Here is a 1019-nt window from a genome sequence, read left to right as displayed (position 1 = left end):
AACCATTACTGCCGGATGTACCGTGAATGGCTCAAAACCACTTCACCATCAATGCGTCAGGTACATAAAGCTGGCGAAAAACTTTTCGTTGATTACTGTGGACCTACCGTTGGCGTTACCGACCCTGAGACCGGAGAAATAAGAACTGCTCAGGTCATCGTAGCTGTTCTCGGGGCATCAAGTTACACATGGGCAGAGGCCACCTGGTCTCAGCAGCTTGAAGACTGGGTGATGAGTCATGTTCGCTGCTTCCAGTGGTTGGGTGGCGTTCCTGAACTTGTTGTTCCGGACAATCTGAAAAGCGCCACATCCAGGGCATGTAAGTATGATCCTGACGTTAACCCTACCTACCAGCAGATGCTTGAGCATTATAATGTCGCAGTTTTGCCTGCGCGGCCACGTAAACCGAAAGATAAAGCCAAAGCTGAAGTTGGCGTTCAGGTTGTTGAACGCTGGATCATGGCCCGAATCAGGCATGAGATCTTCTACAGCCTTGCATCGCTTAATCAGCGCATTCGGGAGTTGCTGGAAAGACTGAATAACAAAATAATGCAGAAGTTGGGTTATTCACGTGCAGAACTCTTCATCCAGCTTGATAAACCCGCACTGAAGCCTCTTCCTGAAGCCAGTTACAGTTACACCCTGGTGAAGAAAGTCAGAGTTCATGCCGATTACCACGTGGAAATCGACAAACATTACTACTCGGTTCCATGTTCGCTGTTAGGCCAGCAACTGGAAGCATGGATCTCCGGAGAACTGGTAAGACTCTTCAATCAGGGGCAGGAGGTTGCTGTGCACCCGCGCAAGCGTACTTATGGCTACAGTACCCGCAACGAGCACATGCCTGAAGCTCATCGACAGCATGCCACCTGGACGCCAGAGCGTCTTCTGGAATGGGCGGGGCACATAGGCAGTGAAACTCATAGTTATGTGCTTCATATACTGAACTCTCGTCCACATCCGGAACAAAGCTATCGCTTCTGCCTTGGACTCCTGAACCTTCATAAAAAATACAGTAA

1 protein-coding gene is annotated in these 1019 nt (G+C 49.6%); it reads left to right on the top strand.

Going from position 1 to position 1019, the window contains the following annotated elements; genetic code table 11:
* Window positions 1-1019 (top strand): IS21-like element ISEc12 family transposase (gene istA / locus ACJHWT_RS25435; RefSeq protein ID WP_410232388.1); only part of this gene is annotated, 1019 nt, incomplete at both ends.

Source organism: Escherichia sp. WS338 (assembly GCF_046486405.1).
Taxonomy (GTDB): domain Bacteria; phylum Pseudomonadota; class Gammaproteobacteria; order Enterobacterales; family Enterobacteriaceae; genus Escherichia; species Escherichia coli.
Note: the sequence above shows the minus strand (reverse complement) of the source record. Positions and strands in the feature narration are given on the sequence as shown.